14 protein-coding genes are annotated in these 12,053 nt (G+C 64.7%); 5 read left to right on the plus strand and 9 right to left on the minus strand.

Annotated elements, in window-relative coordinates:
- Positions 1-60: 60 nt before the first annotated feature.
- Both WG900_RS00235 and WG900_RS00240 read left to right on the plus strand, forming a co-directional pair.
- On the plus strand, positions 61-1,185 hold the full coding sequence (locus tag WG900_RS00235; RefSeq protein WP_339963873.1) for an FAD-dependent monooxygenase: 1,125 nt from the start codon (positions 61-63) through the stop codon (positions 1,183-1,185).
- 91 nt (positions 1,186-1,276) lie between these two features.
- Complete coding sequence (locus tag WG900_RS00240) at positions 1,277-2,479, plus strand: cytochrome P450 (protein WP_339963874.1); 1,203 nt, start codon at positions 1,277-1,279, stop codon at positions 2,477-2,479.
- A gap of 6 nt (positions 2,480-2,485) precedes the next feature.
- Here WG900_RS00240 and WG900_RS00245 read toward each other — a convergent pair whose 3' ends face one another.
- From WG900_RS00245 to hisD, 5 genes are read right to left on the minus strand one after another with little or no spacing between them, the layout of a single operon-like run.
- Positions 2,486-3,130, minus strand: coding sequence for an O-methyltransferase (locus WG900_RS00245; protein WP_339963875.1), 645 nt, complete (start codon positions 3,128-3,130; stop codon positions 2,486-2,488).
- A complete protein-coding gene (locus WG900_RS00250; RefSeq protein WP_339963876.1) occupies positions 3,127-3,534 on the minus strand; it encodes a VOC family protein in 408 nt (135 codons plus the stop codon). Before WG900_RS00250 ends, WG900_RS00245 begins: the two co-directional genes overlap by 4 nt.
- The gene (locus tag WG900_RS00255; protein ID WP_339963877.1) at positions 3,534-4,559 is read right to left on the minus strand and encodes an aromatic ring-hydroxylating dioxygenase subunit alpha; all 1,026 of its coding nucleotides are present in this window, start codon (positions 4,557-4,559) and stop codon (positions 3,534-3,536) included. The genes WG900_RS00250 and WG900_RS00255 overlap by 1 nt, the downstream gene beginning before the upstream one ends.
- An 11-nt stretch (positions 4,560-4,570) precedes the next feature.
- Positions 4,571-5,326, minus strand: coding sequence for an SDR family NAD(P)-dependent oxidoreductase (locus WG900_RS00260; protein ID WP_339963878.1), 756 nt, complete (start codon positions 5,324-5,326; stop codon positions 4,571-4,573).
- The gene (gene hisD / locus WG900_RS00265; protein WP_339963879.1) at positions 5,323-6,654 is read right to left on the minus strand and encodes a histidinol dehydrogenase; all 1,332 of its coding nucleotides are present in this window, start codon (positions 6,652-6,654) and stop codon (positions 5,323-5,325) included. The genes WG900_RS00260 and hisD overlap by 4 nt, the downstream gene beginning before the upstream one ends.
- Positions 6,655-6,825: 171 nt before the next feature.
- Here hisD and WG900_RS00270 point away from each other — a divergent pair, with 171 nt between their 5' ends.
- Genes WG900_RS00270 through WG900_RS00280 form a run of 3 tightly spaced genes read left to right on the plus strand, consistent with a single transcriptional unit; the run spans position 6,826 to position 9,022 of the window.
- The gene (locus tag WG900_RS00270; RefSeq protein WP_339963880.1) at positions 6,826-7,770 is read left to right on the plus strand and encodes a fumarylacetoacetate hydrolase family protein; all 945 of its coding nucleotides are present in this window, start codon (positions 6,826-6,828) and stop codon (positions 7,768-7,770) included.
- A gap of 5 nt (positions 7,771-7,775) precedes the next feature.
- Entirely contained in the window at positions 7,776-8,273 is a 498-nt protein-coding gene (locus WG900_RS00275) for a cupin domain-containing protein (RefSeq protein ID WP_339963881.1), read from the plus strand.
- A complete protein-coding gene (locus tag WG900_RS00280) occupies positions 8,273-9,022 on the plus strand; it encodes an SDR family NAD(P)-dependent oxidoreductase (protein WP_339963882.1) in 750 nt (249 codons plus the stop codon). Before WG900_RS00275 ends, WG900_RS00280 begins: the two co-directional genes overlap by 1 nt.
- On the opposite strand, the gene phoB is transcribed toward WG900_RS00280, so the two are convergent.
- Genes phoB through pstA form a run of 4 tightly spaced genes read right to left on the minus strand, consistent with a single transcriptional unit; the run spans position 9,019 to position 12,022 of the window.
- Entirely contained in the window at positions 9,019-9,702 is a 684-nt protein-coding gene (gene phoB / locus WG900_RS00285; RefSeq protein WP_417596596.1) for a phosphate regulon transcriptional regulator PhoB, read from the minus strand. The genes WG900_RS00280 and phoB overlap by 4 nt on opposite strands.
- A complete protein-coding gene (phoU, locus tag WG900_RS00290; protein WP_339963883.1) occupies positions 9,702-10,385 on the minus strand; it encodes a phosphate signaling complex protein PhoU in 684 nt (227 codons plus the stop codon). Before phoU ends, phoB begins: the two co-directional genes overlap by 1 nt.
- A 12-nt stretch (positions 10,386-10,397) precedes the next feature.
- The gene (gene pstB / locus WG900_RS00295) at positions 10,398-11,162 is read right to left on the minus strand and encodes a phosphate ABC transporter ATP-binding protein PstB (RefSeq protein WP_339963884.1); all 765 of its coding nucleotides are present in this window, start codon (positions 11,160-11,162) and stop codon (positions 10,398-10,400) included.
- A 2-nt stretch (positions 11,163-11,164) separates the two neighbouring features.
- Positions 11,165-12,022, minus strand: a complete 858-nt coding sequence (gene pstA, locus WG900_RS00300) for a phosphate ABC transporter permease PstA (protein WP_417596599.1) — start codon at positions 12,020-12,022, stop codon at positions 11,165-11,167.
- Positions 12,023-12,053 lie beyond the last annotated feature (31 nt).

Below are 12,053 nucleotides of genomic sequence, written 5' to 3' on the forward strand. Positions count from 1 at the left end.
CCGCCTGCGCGGGGATGGCGGGAAGGGCTCAAGGACAACGAACTGCAAGAGGAACCCATCATGAGCAAGGCACAGAACGTTCTCGTCATCGGCGGCGGTGTCGCTGGTCTCGCCGTGGCCATCGCGCTGCACCAGAAGGGTGTGGCCGTGGAAGTGGTCGAGAAAAACGCCGACTGGTCGGTTTATCACGTCGGCATCATCGTCCAGTCCAACTTCATCCGCGCGCTCGACCAGATCGGCTGCGGCAAGGCAGCGGTCGCGGCCGGCTTCCCCTACAAGGGTGCGCGCTTCCTCAGTACTGGCGGCGAGATCATCGCCGAGCTTCCCGGTGTGTCCGAAGTCGATGGCCTGCCGAGCGACCTCGGCCTGACGCGTCCGGCCTTGCACGAAGTGCTGACCGGCAAAGTCAAGGAACTCGGCATCCCGGTGCGGCTCGGCGTTTCGTTCGAGACATTCGAGGACACCGGATCGGGCGTGAACGTCACTTTCACTGACGGCACCAGCGGCTCCTATGACCTGATGATCGGCTGCGACGGCAACTATTCCGCCGTGCGCAAGGTGCTCTGGCGCGAGGCGAAGCCGGCGTTCACCGGGCAGGGCGTGTGGCGCTACAACGTGCCGCGCCCGGCCAATCTCGAATGGTCGGACCTCTACATCGGCAAGCCAAATTTCCACGGCAAGGCCGGCTATTGTCCGCTGACCCCGGAAGAAATGTACATCTTCGTGGTTTGCGAAGAGCCGGGCAATCCCAGGTTCGCCCCAGAGTCTCTGGCCGACGAAATGCAGCAGCGGCTCCAAGGCTATGGCGGCCTGCTGGGTGAGGCGGCAAAGGCAATCACCGACCCCTCGCTAGTCGTCTACCGCCCGCTCGAAGCCTGCATCATGCCCGATCCTTGGTATCAGGGCCGCGTAGTGCTGATCGGCGATAGCGCGCACAGCGCCACGCCGCATCTGGGGCAGGGCGCGGCCATGGCGGTCGAAGACGCCGTGGTGCTGGCTGAAGAACTGGCGGCGAAGGACGTGGAATCAGCGCTGCGGGCCTTCATGGACCGCCGCTTCGAACGCGCCAAGCTGGTCGGCACCAGCTCGATCAAGCTCGGCGAATGGGAAATGCACCCTGAAAGTGCCGGCGATCCGGTCGCGCTGACCGACATGATCCGCCGCAAATTGGCCGAGCCAGTCTGATCCAGATCAATTCGCCGGGCGGGCATTATCGGTATAGCTATCAGACATAGTAATCCGGCGATGCCCGCCGGCCCCGTTGGAGAGCGATGCCATGGCCTCTGAGACCCTGACTGCGGACCGCTTCCGCTTCGATCCCTACTCTCCGGCGAACGACGCCGATCCGTTCCCCGCCTACAAGGTCTTGCGCGACGACTTCCCCGCCTTCTGGTGCGAGGAAGCGGGCATGTGGGTGCTCAGCCGCTACGATGATGTGCTCGCCGCGCTGAGCAACTGGCGCACCTATTCCTCGGCCAAGGGCAACCTCGTCGACGAGTTTCCGGGGCGTGCCGGGTCGACGCTCGGCAGCAGTGACCCGCCACGCCATGACCGCCTGCGCGGCCTGATCCAGTCTGCCATGACCAAGCGTGCGCTCGACCATATCCTTGAGCCCGCTCGCGCCTCGGTCGCCGCGCACCTTGCCGAAATCGAGGGCAAGGACACGTTCGATTTCGTTTCCGAATTCGGTTCAAAGATCACCGTCGACCTGCTGTTCTATCTGTTCGACATGCCGCGCGATCAGGCCGAAGAGGTGCGCGACAACGCCGTGCTGATGGTTCAGACCGATGCCGAAACCCGGCAGAAATCGCCCGAACACCTCGCCGCGTTCCAGTGGATGGCTGACTTTGCCGAACGCCTCGTGCAGGAGCGCAAGAACAACCCTGGCGAGGACCTGCTGTCCAACTTCATCACCGCCGAGATCGACGGCGAGAAGCTGCTCGACAAGGAAGTGCAACTCACCGTCACAACCCTGATCATGGCAGGGATTGAAAGCCTGTCGGGCTTCATGGGCATGTTCGCGCTGAACCTTGCCGACTATCCCGAGGCGCGGGCCGCGCTGGCTGCCGACCCGGCGTTGATCCCCGATGCAATCGAGGAATCGCTGCGCTTCAACACCTCGGCGCAGCGTTTCAAGCGATGTCTGCAGGTCGATACCGAACTGCACGGGCAGACCATGAAGGCCGGCGATTTCGTTATGCTGTGTTACGGCTCGGCCAATCGCGACGAGCGCCAGTTCGCTGATCCCGACACTTATGACATCACACGCCGGCCCAAGCGGCACCTGGGCTTTGGGGGCGGCGTTCATTCGTGCCTCGGCGCGATGCTGGCGCGGGTCGCTTGCCAGGTGGTCTTCGAGGAATTCCTCAAGGCCGTGCCCGAATTCCACGGGGTGGATGCCGCCCTGTCGTGGGTGCCATCGTCGAACTTTCGCAGCCCGCAGGCGCTGTGGCTGCGCAAGGGGCTGGCGGCAATTTAGGCGCGGTCAGAGCTTCGGGTTGCCGGCGCTCCACTTGACCGAGAGCTCGATCCCGCTGCCCACTGGCAGCAGCACCGATTGCAGGTTCGGCTTGGCGTGGAGCGCCGCGCGGAAGCGGCGCACATCCTCGCGCCACATGGCGGGATCGATGATGTTGTCCGAAGCGATCACGCCTTCCTCGGACAGCTTGGGATAGACCGCCTCAAGACAGGGAAGGTACAGTTCCTTCCAGATGTCGAGCAGGACGAAATCCCACGGTCCCGGATCGGCGGCGAGCAATTGCAGTGCGTCGCCGCAGTGGAACTCGACGACATCGGCGAGGCCTGCATCGGCCAGTTCGGCGCGCGCGTGGGCCTGTTTGTAATCGGCCAGTTCCATCGTCACGACCTCCGCCCCGACAGCCTTGGCTGCATCGGCGAGGAACAGCGTGGAATAGCCATAGCTCGTGCCAAGTTCGAGCACCCGGCGCGGGCGGCGGGCGATGATCAGCGCATGGAGCAGCGCCCCCACTTCCTTGCCGACCGGCAGCAGGAATTCGTCGCGCACGGCAAGGACGGCCGGCCCCAGTTCCTTCTGGCGGGCAGCATCGGCGGCGGCGCGGGCTTCGTATCGTTCAAACACCGGCTGGGCATCAGCACTATGAAAAATCATGCGTCCGGTTCCTCGAGAAATTCGATCAGGTTGCCCGCGCAGTCACGGATGAAGCAGCCCTTGCCGAACTCTTCGCGTACCACGAAGGGCACGTCCACGCCCTTCTCGGCCATTTCCGCGATGAAGGCGTCAAGGCTTTCGACGCGGAAGGCGACATGCTTGTTGCCATGGGTGCGGATGTCGCTCGGCGGGTGGCTGCGGCCTTCGGGGAGGGGATTGCCGTCCTCGGGTTCGAAAAGTTCGAAGCGCAGCGGCCCCTTGCGGATCATCGCCGCATGGGCGCGGGCAGGGGGGATATAGAAGCGCTTTTCCTCGGCAAAACCCAGCACGCGGCCATACCATGCGATCGCCTCGTCTAGGCTGGGCACTGATACGCCGCCGTGGTGGAACGTGAATTCCGGCATCAGTCTGAGGTCTCGGCGGCGATCAGCTTGGCAAGGATGCGCCGCGCGGTCGTGCCGCCGGCATCGATGCCGAGATAGGCGGGCTTCAGGTCCCAGAAATCGTGCCCGTCCATATTGGCGAAAGTCGCCTCGATGATCGGCTTGTCCTCAAGATCGAAGGCCTGTCCGAATAGCGAACGCAGCATGGCGTCGCCATCTTCGGAGGGTGGGAAACCGCGCGTGGTCGCCCAGAAATAGTGCGTTGAGGTCGCGCTCTCGGGCGTCAGGATATGCGCTTGGTGCGCCACTACGGGGTTATCCTCGCGGTCTGCGCCCTGCGGGCAGGCGCCGACCTGCAGGTACATCGCGGCGGGAGCATCCCAGCGCATTTCGAGCCAGTGGTCGCAGCGCATAGCCGGATCGTAGAGGCCGAAGGTATGCGGCGGGGCGGCGACATCGGTCATCCACCAGTTCGAATGCAGCCGCTTGCCGTCCTGCTTCAGGCTGTGTTCGCCGGAGAAGATCACGCCGTTGCCGGCGAAGCTGCCCTTGTGCACCCATTCAATGTGCGAGAGGTCGAGCAGGTTATCGATGCCCATCTCGTAGGGCGCAGTCATCACCGTGCACCCGCTGAGCGGCGCGCCGTGGCCGGGGACTTCGAGCATCGCGAAATCGGGGATTGCGGCCGGGTCCGCCGCTGCAGCATCGCCCGCCCAGAACCACACGATGCCATCGCGCTCGGCGGTGGCAAAGCTGCGGACGCTGGCGCCCTTGGGCAGCGTCTCGGAATAGGGGTTGCGGATGCAGGTGCCGCCGGCGTCGAAAGTCAGGCCGTGGTAGGGGCAGACCAGCGCATCACCCTCGCGCGTGCCCAGCGAGAGCGGCGCGAAGCGGTGCGGGCAGCGATCAAGCAGCGCGGCGACGCTGCCGTTCTGCTTTCGGTACAGCGCGAGCGGATCGCCCAGCAGCTTGCGGCGCAGCGGCACTTCGCCGAATTCATGGCTCCAGCCAGCCATGTACCAGCAATTGCGGAGGAACTGGCCCATGCTGTTTTCCCTCAATCTGCGGTCCAGCCGCCGTCGACGATCATGCTGGTGCCGGTCATCATCGCGGAGGCGTCAGACGCCAGAAACAGCACCGCGCCCATCAGGTCTTCGGGTGTGCCGATGCGGCCGAGCTTGATCTTGGCCAGCACGCTCGCCTTGAAGCCCTCGTCCTCGAACATCGGCGCGGTCATCGGGGTTGCGATGAAGGTCGGCGCGATGGTGTTCGAGCGGATGCCATAGGACGCGAGGTCGAGCGCGAAGGCCTTGTTCATGCCCTCGAGCGCCCATTTGCTGCCGCAATAGAGACTGCGGTTTGGCCCGCCGACATGGCCCATCTGGCTGCCCATATGGATCAGGCTGCCCGGCGTGCCACTCTCAATCATCCGCCGCGCGCAGGCCTGCGCCACGAAGAAAGCGCTCTTCACGTTGAGGTCGAAGACCGCGTCGTAATCGTCTTCGCTCACTTGCCACATTGGCTTGGGACGGTTGGTCCCGGCGTTGTTGACGAGGACGTGGAACGGTTCCTGCGCGGCAAAGAAGGCGGCGACTGCGGCGAGGTCGGACACGTCGAGCACCTCGGCCTTCGCGCCTTGACCGATCGCCTCGGCAGCGGCCTCGATCTCGCTCGCGGTGCGCGCGGCGAGCGTTACCTCGGCCCCGGCGTCAGCCAGCGCCTTCGCCGCAGCCAGCCCGATCCCGCGTCCCGCACCGGTGACCAGCGCGCGCCGGCCATCGAGGCGGAAGCTGGGTGTTACCGGCAGGCTCATGCCCGCGTCAGCTCGCTCGGCTCGGCTTGTCCGGCATAGGGGACGTTGCGCCCGCCGAACCGGCGCACGCGGATGTTGGCTTGTTCGCCGTGGCCGGCAAAGCCTTCGAGCGCGCAGAGACGGCTGCAGTATTCGCCGATCAGCGTGCTCGCCTCGTCAGTCAACACCTTCTGGTACGTGCAGGTCTTGAGGAACTTGCCGACCCACAGCCCGCCGGTATAGCGCGCCGACTTCTTCGTCGGCAGGGTATGGTTGGTGCCGATGACCTTGTCGCCGTAGGATACGTTCGTGCGGTTGCCGAGGAACAGCGCGCCATAATTGGTCATGTTCTGCAGAAAGTAATCGGGGTCCTGCGTCATCACCTGCACGTGCTCGCTGGCGATGTCGTCTGCGATTGCCACCATTTCCTCATAGCTGTCCGCGACGATCACTTCGCCAAAGTTCTCCCACGCCTTGCGGGCATGGTCGGCGGTGGGGAGGATCTGCAGCAGGCGTTCGATCTCGGCCATGGTGGCGCGGGCGAACTTTTCGGAGTTGGTCAGCAGCACGCCGGGCGAGTCCGGACCATGCTCGACCTGGCCGAGGATATCGGTCGCGGCCATTTCCGGGTCGCAGCCGATCTCGTCAGCGATGATCAGCGTCTCGGTTGGGCCGGCGAACAGATCGATGCCGACGCGGCCGAACAACTGGCGCTTGGCCTCGGCAACGAAGGCGTTGCCCGGGCCGACGAGGATATCGACCGGATCGATCGTCTCGGTCCCCAGCGCCATCGCGCCGACCGCCTGAATGCCGCCGAGCGCGTAGATCGCGTCGGCTCCGGCCATGGCCTGCGCCGCCACGATGGCGCGGGCGAAAGTGCCCTGGAACGGCGGCGCGCAGGTGATGACGCGGGAAACCCCGGCGACCTTGGCGGTGATCACGCTCATGTGCGCAGAAGCCAGCAGCGGGTACTTGCCGCCCGGAACATAGCAGCCGGCGGCGTTGATCGGCACGTGCTTGTGGCCCAGCACCACGCCGGGCAGGGTCTCAACCTCGACGTCCTGCATCGATGCGCGCTGGATCTGCGCGAAGTTCCGCACCTGCGTCTGCGCGAACTCGATGTCCTTGCGTTCTTGCGGGGTCAGGCTGTCAACGCAGCGGTCGATTTCGGACTGGCTGAGCCGGTAGTCCTCGCGGTCCCAGCCATCGAAATTGTTGCTCATCTCGCGCACCGCAGCATCGCCGCGTTTCTCGATGTCCGCCAGTGCCGCCTCGACAATGTCGCGGACCTTGCGGTCGGCGTCAGCCTTCGCCTCAGCGGTCGCGCCGCGCTTGAGCCAGATTGCCATGATACTCCCCAAATTTGCTGTCTGTTGGGTCCGCCAATGCCCCAAGGCACCCCGCGCGACCATCGCATAGTGTCGATGGGTTGGTATCGATCCTATTCCGTTGTTCTCGGCCCGGTGAGGCCTTAACCGGCGATCAAAGCCATTGGGCAAAGCTAATCGGGAGACATGCGAATGCGCCTTGCAACATTGAACGACGGCACCCGCGACGGGCGGCTGGTGGTGGTATCGCCGGACGGCACTTCCTGTGCGCCGGCGCCGGTCAAGACCTTGCAGGAAGCGCTGGAAAACTGGGACGCGGTCGCCGCGCAGCTTGCCGCCGTCACTGACTATCCCGAAGCGCTGGATATGGCGCAGGTCATGGCCCCGCTGCCGCGCGCCTGGCAGTGGCTCGACGGATCGGTCTATGCCAGCCACGGCGCGCTGATGGACAAGGTGATCGGCATCGACAAGCCGGCGGTCGACTGGCCGCTGATGTACCAGGGCGTGTCGAACAAGTTCTACGCCCCTACCGAAGACGTGCGCATGGCCGACGAGGCGCTTGGCATCGACTTCGAGGGCGAATTCGGGATCATTACCGATGCCGTGCCGATGGGCACCAGCGTCGTCGATGCCGCCAAGCACATCCGCCTTGTCGTGCAGATCAACGACTGGTCACTTCGCGCGCTGGCCGGCCCCGAAATGAAGACCGGCTTCGGCTGGGTGCAGGCCAAGCCGCCGTGCTCGATGGCGCCGTTTGCCGTGACCCCTGATGAACTGGGTGACGGTTGGCAGGACTTCCAGCCGAACATGAACCTGCGGGTTCACTGGAACGGCAAGCAGTTCGGCGACGCGCATGGCAAGGCGATGGGCTATGGCTTCGACGCCCTCGTCGCCCACGCTGCCCGCACGCGCGATCTGGTGGCGGGCACGGTGATCGGTTCGGGTACGGTATCGAACGAAAACTTCCGCGAAGTCGGTTCGTCCTGCATCGCCGAGCGGCGCGGGATCGAGATTGTCGATGAGGGCGGGGCGAAGACCGAATTCATGAAGTTCGGCGACACTGTCCGCATGGAAGCCCGCACCGCCGATGGCGCCACGCCGTTTGGTGCGATCGACCAGAAGGTCGTGCCGGCGTGAGCCGGATGAGCGATTCAGGATTGCCTCCGGTCCAGCGAGTCGTCACCGGTCACGACGCGAAGGGCCGCGCGATCTTCAAATCCGAAGACGTCACGCCGACGAAGATGATCCCCTCTGGCGATGCTTCATTCCTGCTGGTCTGGACGACGGCGACCGTCCCGGCGGATAACAACGACGAAACCGACGGGCGCGAGCGTGATGCGGGCCTCACGCTCAATCAGGGATCGGTGATCCGCGTCGTTGATATGCTGCCGGGCAAGGAAAGTCCGATGCACCGCACCAATTCGATCGATTACGGCATCGTGATGGAAGGCGAGATCGAGCTTGAGCTGGAAGACGGCGCCAAGCGGACAATCGGGCAGGGCGGCATCATCGTCCAGCGCGGGACGAACCATCTTTGGCGCAATACCAGCGACAAGGTCTGCCGGATTGCCTTCGTGCTGATCGAGGCGCCGGCCTATCTGCATAATGGCGTGCCGCTGCCGGAAGACAAGCCGCACTGATGTTCGACCTGTCCGGCAAAAGCGCGATCGTTACAGGCTCCACGCGGGGCATTGGCCGCGCAATTGCCGAGGCGCTGGTGGCGCAAGGCGCGCGGGTGGTCATTTCCAGCGAGGATGCTGAGGACACCGCCCGCGCGGCGGCGGAACTCGGCCAGCCGGGGATCGCCTGCGACGTGGCCGACGATGCGGCGCTGGCGCGGCTGGTGGACTTTGCACTCGCCGAGCTGGGCGGCATCGACGTGCTTGTCTGCAACGCCGGGATCACCGGGCAGGCGGGGCCGTTCGCCGATATCGACATGGACGATTACGCGCGGGTCATGGCGATCAACCTGCGCAGTCAGGTCGTGCTGACCGGCCTCGCCCTGCCGCATATCGCGGCGCGCGGCGGCGGAGCGGCGGTACTGATCGCCAGCCTTTCGGGCCTGCGCGGCAATGGACGGATCAATGCCTATGCGCTCGCCAAGGCAGGGGTGGCGCAGCTGGCACGCAATCTTGCGGTCGAATGGGGGCCAAGGAACGTGCGGGTGAATGCGGTGTCGCCCGGCTTCATCGCCACCGAACTGTCAGCGCCGCTGCTGGCCGACGAGGCCTTCATGGCGCGGCGCATGGCCCAGACGCCGTTGCGGCGGCCGGGCAACCCCCAGGAAGTGGCGGGGGCGGCAGTGTTCCTTGCCTCGAGCGCAGGGGCTTTCGTCACCGGCCACAACCTCGTGGTCGATGGCGGCACCCTGATTACCGACGGGAGTTAGTCGCCCAGCGCGTATCCGGCCGAGCGGACGGTGCGGATCGGGTCTTCCTTGCCCGCCACGGCAATGGCGATGCGCAAGCGGCGGATGTGGACGTCGACCGTGCGTTCGTCGATCTCGGCATCCTGGCCCCAGACCGCATCGAGCAATTGTGCGCGCGAGTGGACGCGGCCCGGGCGTTCCATGAAGTGGCGCAGCAGGCGGAACTCGGTTGGCCCCAGATGTAGTGCCTCACCGCCGCGGCGCACGCGGTGGGCGGCGGGATCAAGCTCGATATCGCCGTGGATCAGCAACGAGCCTGTCAACGCCGGACGGCTGCGGCGGAGCAGCGCCTCGGCGCGGGCGAGCAGTTCGCGGGGGCTGAAAGGCTTGGTCACGTAATCGTCGGCGCCGGTCTTGAGGCCGCGAATCCGGTCTTCCTCCTCGCCGCGGGCGGTAAGCATGATGACCGGGACGGTGGCGGTTTCCTTGGCCTTGCGCAATTGGCGGCAGACCTCGATCCCGGGCACGTTCTCGATCATCCAGTCGAGGACGATGAGATCGGGAATATCCTCGCGCACCAGTTCGAGCGCTTCCTCGCCATCGGCGGTAACGCGCACCTTGCAACCCTCGTTGGCGAAGTGCCAGACGATCAGTTCGGACAGTGCCGGATCGTCTTCGACAATTAGCACTGAAGCTTTCATCAGATGTCTTTCTTTCCGCCTTCGCGTTCCGAATAGTAGAGCCCGGTCGCAGCGAAATAGACCATTTCGGCCACGTTCGTCGCATGGTCGCCAATGCGTTCAAGGTTGCGGGCGACGAACAGCAGGTGTGCGGCGCTGCTGATGGTCGATGGACTTTCCATCATGTGCGCGACGAGGTTGCGGAACAGGCTGTCGTAGAAATTGTCGAGCTTTTCGTCGCGCTTGATCACTTCGACGGCAAGGTCAGCATCCCGTGCGCCATAGGCGTTGAGCACGTCGCGGACCATGCCCTGCGCGATGTCGGCCATCGCGGGAACCAGCGTCAAAGGACCCAGCTTCTTGCTGTGCTCCATCTCGGTGACGCGCTTGGCGATGTTCTTGGCATAGTCGCCGATGCGTTCGACCACGCCCGAGATCTTGAGCGCGGCGATCACGTCGCGCAGATCGTCGGCCATCGGCGCGCGCAGCGCGATAACGCGTACGGCGAGACGATCCACCTCGGCCTCAAGCGCGTCGAGCCGGGCGTCGGTTTCGATCACTTCGAGGCCCAGTGCCTCGTCATGGTTGGCGAGCGCATCGACCGCATCGCGGATCATCACTTCGGCAATGCCGCCCATTTCGGCGATCAGTCCGCGCAGTTGCCCGATCTCGGTGTCGAATGCCTTGACTGTATGTTCGGCCATCTCTGCGGTTCCTTACCCGTACCGTCCGGTAATATAATCCTTGGTGCGCACTTCGCGCGGATTGGTGAAGATCTGCTCGGTCGGGCCATATTCGACCATTGTGCCGAGGTGGAAAAACGCGGTGCGCTGCGAAACGCGCGCGGCCTGCTGCATCGAGTGGGTGACGATGACGATGGCGTAGCGGCCTTTTAGATCGTCAATCAGCTCCTCGATGCGCGCGGTGGCGATCGGGTCGAGCGCGGAGCACGGCTCGTCCATCAGGATCACTTCGGGGCTGACGGCGATGGCGCGGGCGATGCACAGGCGTTGCTGCTGGCCGCCCGAAAGCGCGGTGCCGGCGTCGGTCAGGCGGTCCTTGACCTCGTCCCACAGCCCGGCGCGGCGCAGCGACTTTTCGACGATGGCGTCCATCTCGGTCTTGCCATTGGCAAGGCCGTGGATGCGCGGGCCATAGGCGACGTTTTCATAGATCGACTTGGGGAACGGGTTCGGCTTCTGGAACACCATGCCGACGCGGGCGCGCAGTTGGACCACGTCCATGTCGGGGCCGTAGATGTCCTGACCATCAAGCTTGATCTCGCCCGTCACCCGGCAGCCGGGTATCGTGTCGTTCATGCGGTTGAGCACGCGCAAGAAGGTGCTCTTGCCGCAGCCCGATGGGCCGATGAAGGCAGTCACGTGCTCGCTGGCGATGTCGATCGAGACATCGTTGATCGCCTGCTTCTCGCCATAGAAGACCTTGACGTTGCGGGCGGAAATTCGGTTGGTTTCGGTCATGTTTACCAGCGTGTTTCGAAGCGGTTGCGGAGGTAGATGGCCAGCCCGTTCATCGCGAGCAGGAAGGCCAGCAGCACGATGATCGCGGCCGACGTGTTCTGCACGAAGGCCTGGTCGATTTCATCGGACCACAGGAAGATCTGCATCGGCAGCACCGTTGCCGTATCGGTCACCCCCTCGGGCGGAGCGGCGGCGAAGACGCGCATGCCGATGATCAGCAGCGGCGCGGTTTCGCCCAGCGCGCGGGCCATGCCGATGATCGTGCCGGTGAGGATGCCCGGCAGCGCGAGCGGCAGAACGTGGTGGAAGACGGCCTGAACCGGGCTTGCGCCGACGGCCAGCGCGGCGTCCTTGATTGACGGCGGCACGGCCTTGATCGCGTTGCGTCCGGCGATGACGATGACCGGCATGGTCATCAGCGCCAGGGTCATGCCGCCGACGAGCGCCGAACTTCGCGGCAGGCCCATCACCTGAATGAACACGGCAAGGCCGAGCAGGCCGAAGATGATCGAGGGCACGGCGGCAAGGTTGTTGATCGACACTTCAATCCAGTCGACCCAGCGGTTGCGCGGCGCGAACTGTTCGAGATAGACTGCTGCCAGCACGCCAAGCGGAAACGACAGCGCCAGCGTGACGCCCATGGTCAGCAGCGATCCCTTGAACGCGCCCCAGATCCCTGCGGTGTCCGCGTCGGTCGAATCGGAACCGGTCAGGAACGCCCAATCGATCCCGCCGAGACCGTCGCGCAGCATGATGAACAGCAGGAAAGCGAGGAACGACAGGCTGAGTGCGACCGCGCCTGCGCCAATCGCCTTGAAGCGGCGTTCGGCGGCGTAGCGGCCTTGCAGCCGCTTCGCCATTTCCGGACTGTTCCACGTTGACACCTGAGGG

Source organism: Novosphingobium aquae (genome assembly GCF_037572715.1).
GTDB lineage: Bacteria > Pseudomonadota > Alphaproteobacteria > Sphingomonadales > Sphingomonadaceae > Novosphingobium > Novosphingobium aquae.